We start from the raw sequence: 7786 nt of genomic DNA, 5'->3' as shown, positions 1-7786 counted from the left end.
ATTCCTGCTTGATTTATATTAGTTAAAGTATAATTAGTCTGAGCTGGAGCTATTGGTACTCCATTAAAACTCCAAACGTAACTATAATTAGTAGTTGGTGCACCGTCATTAATACCAGCATCTAAAGTGATGAATAATGTAGATAAATTTTGACAAATAACTCCAGTGTCCACTAAATTGATGTTTGGAAGTTTATTGACTTTAAATTCAATATCAATTGGTGCCGTAGGACAAACAGTACCTGTAATTGTACTTGTTACCAATGCTTTAATCGTTCTCGATGTCGTTTTAAAAGTACTAGGAAATGGACTAACAATTGGATTTCCTAAAATGTCTAACAGAGGATTTCCTAGATTATCAAAATAGGTAATGGTAACATTTGTTTGTGCGCCTTTTATTTCGTTTTCTAGATTTGGTGTAATAAATTCGAAAATTCCATCTTGTGTTGTAGGATCAGCTTCATCATCACATACAGTTCTAATATCTGTAGTTGGAAGTGTTGCCGTTGGTAATTTATCTACTGTAAATACAATAAGTTTTTCATCATAACATTGTTGGGTTGTATTGTTTGTAACTACCGCTTTTATTGTTTTTGATGTTGTTGAAAAAGTACTTGGAAATGGACTAGTAATTAAAACCCCATTAGAATCTGTTAATGGTGTATTAGTTACATTATCGAAATAAGTTACAGTTACCGGGTAGGTTTGATTACTTCCTAATAACGTAGTTTCTAACGAAGCGGTATTGATGAAGGTAAATATTCCATCTAATTTATCAGCATCAGTGTCACATTGTCTAAATTCTGGAACTAGATTGGCAAATGGTAATTTCTCTACAGAAAGTTTTATAAATGGACCAAAACCGCTACATCCTCCCAAAGTATTTATAACCCTTACCCAAATGTCTTGTGCATTTGCAATATCATTTCTGAAGTTACTGTATTCTGATGGTAATATGGCTAGCGAATTCCCATTTGCATCAATTTGAGCAAGTCCGTCGGCTTCGCTTCTGTAATATTTTATGTCATAGCTGCCAACAGGTAATTGCGCTCTAATTCCAATAAGAGGAGCATTTTCTGCAGCACTAAAATTAAATGTAGTTATACCATCTCTTTTGTTTGTTTCGGTATTTCCTGAAACCGTTCCGTCTATAGCTAAAGTATCATCGCAAACAGGTGGAATAGTATAGCTATAGGTTTGTGGTATTTGAGATGCTGAAGTCATTAAGGTTAATTGAGCGGTTCTAAAACAACCATTTGAATTGGTAATTCTTGCCCATACTAACATAGGAGATGTGGTATTTGGGAATGCTAAATAATTTGAAATTAAATCTGTTGTTCCTCCGGCAGTAGCACCTGATTGCGAAGTATAATAAGTAAATACCTCAGTAGTAATTGTTACAGGACTTAATATTTCATCGTTTTTAATAGTTAAATTAAATGAAGTTAATAAATCTAAATCATCATCACATTGAACAATAGTAACATCATTCACAACAGGTAAAGGCAAAACTGTTAGTATCGCATCTGCCGAAAGTAATCCACAAGAATTCCCTACTTTGTTTAGCTGAACCCTGTATTTATAACCATTAAAAGTAAAAGGAACTGCTGTAATAGTTAGTACGTTTGTTGTTGCTCCTGAATATGGTACTGCGTTCGCTACATTAGTCCAAGTTACACCGTCAGTAGAAACTTGCCATTGGTAAGTGTTTCCACCATTATCAGCAAGTGTGATTGTCACATTTTGTAGGTTGCAAGTAGGTGTAATTGCTGGTTGTGTTGTAATAACAATAGGTGCAAAAGTTACATAATTTGTTGTAGGTGTTGTATAGCCAACTCCGCTTGTTACTAAACCATTTGCATTTACAGTTGGTGGTGCAATTGCTCCTAATAATCCGTCGCCATTAGCATCGGGAGTTCCTGCAAAACCAGCTTCAATGACATCGTTACACAGGTCATTATCTGAATCTAGTTCGCGGTAATTTTTTATTCCGTCAGCATCAGTATCAGCGATTAATTCATCAGAATCTTTAATACCGTCATTGTCTGAATCTAAATCTATATAATCTAAAACACCATCTAAATCAGTATCTACGGGAGTAAATCCAGTTTCGAAAGCATTGTCAAGTCCGTTAAGATTTGTATCGGCATTTAAAATCGCAACTGAAGCATTTACTTGTGCTTCTATGGTGTCTAAAATGCCATCATTATCAGAATCTGTATCTAATTGGTCTGGAATAGTATCAGCATCGGTATCTTTATATACACAAGTTGCAACTAGTTTGAATGTCGATTTATTTCCAGCTGAATCCGAAAGGTTTTTGTGAGTAATTTTGAAGTTACTTGTTTGAAAAGTTTGGAAACTAAAAGTTCCTGTTCCTGCTGCCAGTGGCGTATTTCCGTTTAGTCTAAATCTAATTTCGAAAGAAGAATATTGTGTTATACCGCTTTCGTAAATTCCGTCATAATTAGTATCTATTAATAACTGATTTGTTGGATTTAGAACTGTCACCGTTTTATTGGTATCAGAATTTACAACATATTCAGCATTTGCATTTAGTAAATCGGTTGCATTTGCGGTCATTGGATATTCTAATCGAACGTTTGTAGGTTGCGAAAAAGCTAGATTATAGATTACATTATTTGTTTTTCCTGCTAATACTTCGGTAATAAAACTACCATCGGTATTTCCTAAAAATGGAGGAGAAGCTGCTGGAGTTGTATTTGTTACTGTTCCAAAATAAGTAATAGCACTTTGCGGAATTATACTACTTGGAATTAGTGTGTTTATAATTTGATTTCCAAATGATTCAGTACAATTTGTGATTCCATCGTTATCTAAATCAATATCAATATTGTCATTTGCGAGATCATTATCACCATTTGTAGGACAAGAACTAACAGGTGTTTTGTCGGAAATTAATGGCGGAGATGGACATGTAGATATTGATGCTTGTACATTATAATAACCTGGTTGTGTTGGCAAATATTGATTTGTAGTTGCACTAGGAATAGCAACATCATTAAAATACCATTGAAAAACATCGAAAGCAGTAATACTACTTACTGTTAAACTTGCATTTGGAATACAGTTTAACTGGCCAGCTACCAGAATTTGTTGTGTTACTTCTGGTTTGAATGTAAATCCTGAGTAAAAACCACCATAGGTTGCTGCTCCACTAGATCCAAAATAAGAAAGATAGATTGATTTTGACGAAAATACAGAAATATTTCCTGAAAAACCTTCGAAAGTATAAGTTTCATAACCAGTATTTCCTGTAACAGCAAACGGGCCATTTACAGTTATTCCTACACCTGGTAATGTAGCTAATGTATAAGAAGTTCCATTTATTAAAAAATTTAATGTTGCACCAGTTTCAGTAACAATACATACTGTTCCTGAAAAATTATTATTATTACCCACTTGGTCTATAAATGGAATATTATTTATAATTTTTGGTGTTTCACAACTTAAAGGTGGTAAAAAGTGCATATTTTGATTTGCTTGACTTCCAGACCCTCCAATTCCTTGATAAGCAAAAACATTTTTAGATGTTCGTACATATAAGTTAGCTGAAGCAGAAAATTGAGAACCATCTAATGCAAGGTATTGTCCAGCGTTTAATGTAGTAGTGGGTGTTACACTTCCGTTAAGAAATACCTCGGTGTTGTTTTCGTGGGCTACAATTAGCGGTCTTTCTATAACATCAACACCATTTCCTTTTATAAAAATATATTCTTTACCTGTTCTCTCTACCGATACGATTTGGTCGAAACCAATATCAGATGTATTACCAGTATTTCCGTTAGTTCCTCCAAAAGAACCACAGTTTACAGCTACTGGTTTGGTTGAAGAAATAAGAGCACCAATAAGTCCATCTGCATTTTCTGGGTCTGGACCTTCAACTGCCATAATAAAACTTTCTCCACTATTTAGTGTGACACTTGTTGGAATATTTCCGGCTCCAGCATTGTTTATTAAGGATACTCCGGGTTTTAAATCGCTAAAAGAAACAACAGTATTGTTTTCGGTTGCTAGTATAGCGGCAAAAGTGTAATGTCTAGAATCGGTAGTAACTCCGGTATTTACAAAAGCTCCAATTCTGAATTGTGTTCCCAATGCAGCAAGTCCTTTAGAAACTAATCCTCCAGCATGATTGCCTCCAGCAGCAGTAAGTCTTACGGTAACATAAACTAAATCTTCGGCTTCAACAATATAACCTTTGTTGTTTAGTACGGTGTTTACTTTTATTCCATTAGCAAGAATTTGAGTATCATCTCCATTTCCTATAAGAATGGCCTGAGGATTATCTCTGCGAACCGTTCCTGTAGTTATAGCTCCGCCAATAGCGGTGATTCTATAAGTTATATCGGTTATACTCGGACAAGAAATATATAGATATTGGTCTAATGTTTCGTAGGCTTGAGTATTTGATAATGGCGGAATATAATGTGTTTTACTAAATTGAGAAAAACCATTAAAACTTAAAAATAATGCTAATAATAAAAATTTTGCTTTCATAGGGATTTTACAGAAATTCCCCAAAAGTAGTTAATTATCTCTTAAGTGTGAAGTGACTTTTGATGGTTTTGTTGTTAAAAAGTGTTAAAACGAACCAATAATCGGCAGATGGTAAATTTTCGCCGTTATAAGTTCCGTTCCAGCCAGCAGAGTTTGAGTCTATTTGTTTTAGTAATTTTCCAAATCTGTCAAATATGTTTATGGTAGAATTTGGTTTGGTTTTAATGTTTTTTATAATCCAAGTATCATTTATTCCGTCGCCATTTGGAGTAAAAAATTTAGGATAATCTAGTACATAAATTACTTTTGATGGAGTTGGCAAACAGCCATTTTTATCTTTTACATAAATGGTGTATTCACCAGCAGATAGATTTGCAAACAAAGGACTTTCTTGGTAATTAACACCATCAATAGAGAATACATAATCGCCACCATTATCAGTATAAGTAATGGTTATAGTATTATTGTTTCCTGTGAGGTCATTTATCAGAGCATCTATATTTGTGGCCGGTGCCGAAGGTTGTACAATAAATTTTTTAGTTGCTTTACAACCATTCGAATCTGTAACTTCTACCGAATAATTTCCAGCACTAAATATTTCAGTCTCAAAATCAGCATCACCATTGCTCCATGTGTAGCTTGAAAAAATAGGATCAACACTTAAATAAACAGATGATCCTTGACACAAACCAATAGTTTCATCTCCAAAATTAGCAGGAAGTAAAAAATTCACTTTCAAATTCACTTCAACAATTCCGTTACAATCAGGGCCATTAACAATTCGAGCAAAAATGGTTTCATTGTTAGGAATTACATTCGGGTAATTATTTGGTAAAGGAGTGTTTTGGGTTATCGCATTATTTTTGGTAGCATAATATTCTACTACTAATCCTGGAGCAATATTAGGCGTGATTTCAGTATTTAAATCAAAAGTAGTTATTCCGTCTTTGTTTCCTACTTCATCGCATTTTTCACGTAAATAAGGCGAATTGATCGTGTTGTTGATTTGTAATGTGACTTGCGCAATTTTTTTACAACCAAAAGAGTTAGAAACTTCGGCATAAATGGTTTTAGGAATACTAGGATAGCTAGATGGATTTGCAATTGCGGTTCCTCCAATGGTTTCGTAATAAGTTACAGCGCTTAATGTTGCATCATTATTTCTAATCAAATTATCCAGTTTAGTAAGATTAAAAATGGTACTTCCATCATTATTATCATCACATTGTACTAATGTTTGGTTTGATAATGTTATAGGTGGAGCAAACTGTATTTTTACTTTTCCTTTTGAAATACAAGTTCCACCCATAGTAACTTCGACTGAATACTCTACAACCGCTGTGTTTGTGTTGTCAGTAATCGAATAAGTTGGAGTTGTTATACCAGTATCAATCCCGTCTTTAAACCATTTGTAGGTATTTGTTCCAGGTTGTGTTGCATCTAATATTTTGTTTTCGCCAGAGCAATAAGGATTATTAGTAGATACTAAGTGATTAATTCCTAAATCTGTAGTGCTTTCAAAACTTCCACCACCTAAAAATATTGCAGAATCGTATAAATTATTTCCTTGATCGGCAATTACTAATTTTATATGATAGGTTGTGCCAGAAATTACATTAGCATCGGCTTTCATAATTACCGTTTGTCCGTTGAAGTTTGTTGGATGATTCGTGCCATTGAAAGCATCGAAATAGGCCGCATTTGCTGGTGTACAAACAGTACCAGGACCTCTAACATTATTTACAGTAACAGGAATTGATGTGCCAGGAACAATAGCTAAATTTTCGTAAGTACTACTTCCTAAAGGTTTTAATAAAAAGGCAAAACCATCAGTATAACCACATTGTGATGCTGACGGATTTGATAAATATTGTTCGGAAGAAAAAATATAATCGAAACTAATTTTATTGGTAATTGGTGTAAAATCAAATTCTAAAACGGTAGCATTTATAGTATTTGAAACACCTAATGCGTTTTGTAAATCAGAATCTCCAGTCCAACTGGTTGATCCGTCACTTAATATGCTTGAATTTGGACCAATTGCTGACGTTGCTTTTCCTGTGCTTAATACAATTCCGTTTGCGAAAGGAAAACCACTGGTTCCGTTATCGAAATAACCAAAACTTTGTTCCGATGTTCCGAAATTCCCTCCAGAAACGGATATATTATTTACCGAAGCACACCCGTTTGTTGAAAAAAAATTTTGTACTAATTGTTGTGCAGTATAAGTATCATCTACCTGAATGTATTGAGAAAATGTGTTTGTTGAAACAAACATTGTAAGAGTAAAAAAGAGAATTCGCAAACGTAATTTCATAGTTTGCAAATATACTACAAATCTCGTTTTTTTAAAATTTTATAAGACATTAACATAAATATAACAGTCCAAACTAAAACGATTAGAATTGATGTGATGGGAACACTATAATCTTTAATATCACTAACGCCTATTTGTGTACCAATGGTTTTTACAACAGATAAACGAGTTATTGGCTCTACTATTAAGTTAGACATGGCTTCCAATGGAAGTAATTTTGCTAACATTTGAGGAATTCCCACCATATAAATTAATATAATTTCAAATATCCACCAAACCAATAAAAAGCCAAGTGCAAATGCTGAACGCTTAACTAAGATTCCAATAAATAGACAGAAAGAAAAGAATCCAATTAACTTTATGAAATAAGCTAATAGATATTCTAAATCAGAAAAAACAATTGAAAATTCATTATATGATGAGAAACTATATCCTAAAATTAAGCTTAATGTGAAAATGAAAATTGTTGATATTGTAGCAAATAACATAACAGTAAGGAACTTAGATAAAATAAATTCTTTTTTATTCATTCCATCTATTAAGTTTTGTTTTAAAGTACCGTAACTGTATTCGTTTGCCATCATAGAAACAATGATAATAGCAAGAAATAATTTAAGCCAACTTGCAATCCAAGTATTAAAATGCCAGATGTACGGAAAATTAAAAATTCCTTCATCGGCTATTCTAAAATGTATTGGTCCAATATCAAATTTTATTGATGCTATTAGTGCGATAAAAGAAAGCAAAACAAAATATGTAATTGTTAAGACGCGACTTGCTTTATTTTTCCAAATTTTTTGTAATTCTATAGATAATAATCTTTTCATGATTTTATTGTTTCACAGAGATTGTTGAAATTTTTTTATTGATTTTTGAAATAACTATTGATTAGCCGTTAATTCTAAAAATTGTTCTTCTAAACTAACTTTTCGTTTTACAAGGTGTTCTA

3 protein-coding genes are annotated in these 7786 nt (G+C 33.1%); all 3 read right to left on the bottom strand.

Annotated features, from left to right (window positions below; translation table 11 throughout):
- The coding region (locus ACH2BG_RS06535; RefSeq protein WP_395046905.1) for a hypothetical protein at positions 1-4520 on the bottom strand (4520 nt) is incomplete at its 3' end.
- 34 nt (positions 4521-4554) lie between these two features.
- The gene (locus ACH2BG_RS06530; protein ID WP_395046904.1) at positions 4555-6798 is read right to left on the bottom strand and encodes a choice-of-anchor L domain-containing protein; all 2244 of its coding nucleotides are present in this window, start codon (positions 6796-6798) and stop codon (positions 4555-4557) included.
- Between the two features lie 53 nt (positions 6799-6851).
- Positions 6852-7664, bottom strand: a complete 813-nt coding sequence (locus tag ACH2BG_RS06525) for an ABC transporter permease (protein WP_395046903.1) — start codon at positions 7662-7664, stop codon at positions 6852-6854.
- Positions 7665-7786 lie beyond the last annotated feature (122 nt).

This window comes from Flavobacterium sp. (assembly GCF_043779715.1).
In the GTDB taxonomy this organism is placed as follows: Bacteria; Bacteroidota; Bacteroidia; order Flavobacteriales; family Flavobacteriaceae; genus Flavobacterium.
Note: the sequence above shows the minus strand (reverse complement) of the source record. Positions and strands in the feature narration are given on the sequence as shown.